Consider the following 325-nt stretch of genomic DNA (forward strand, 5'->3'; position numbering starts at 1 on the left):
CGTAAGCTTTGATGATATCGTTGAAGCTTTCTGTTTTCCATTTGTTGATGAATTCATCGCTCAGCTCACAGTTTACGGTTACCTTTATCGTATAACTTCTGACATTGTGCCCCTTCACCTGGAAAGATACATTTCCGGTTACATTCAGACCCCATGATCCGTCATCAAAATTCAGGTCTCCACCACGCTCAGAACGGCCAATCATGTCTCCTTTTAAATTGGAGAAAAGAACTTCAGAATAACGGGATCCTGACCAGCCTCCACCTCTGTTTCTGGTAGATCTGCAAGCGAAAGCTGCATTTTTTCCGGCATAGTTGTCCGGGAT

The 325-nt window shown here is 44.0% G+C and carries 1 protein-coding gene; it reads right to left on the reverse strand.

Annotation, left to right across the window (positions count from 1 at the left end; all coding sequences use genetic code 11):
* Positions 1–205: hypothetical protein (locus HX812_RS32030; RefSeq protein ID WP_218643594.1), on the reverse strand; the 205-nt coding region annotated here is incomplete at its 3' end.
* Positions 206–325 lie beyond the last annotated feature (120 nt).

The sequence above is a fragment of the Pseudomonas sp. IPO3749 genome, assembly GCF_013386605.1.
Taxonomy (GTDB): domain Bacteria; phylum Pseudomonadota; class Gammaproteobacteria; order Pseudomonadales; family Pseudomonadaceae; genus Aquipseudomonas; species Aquipseudomonas azotoformans_A.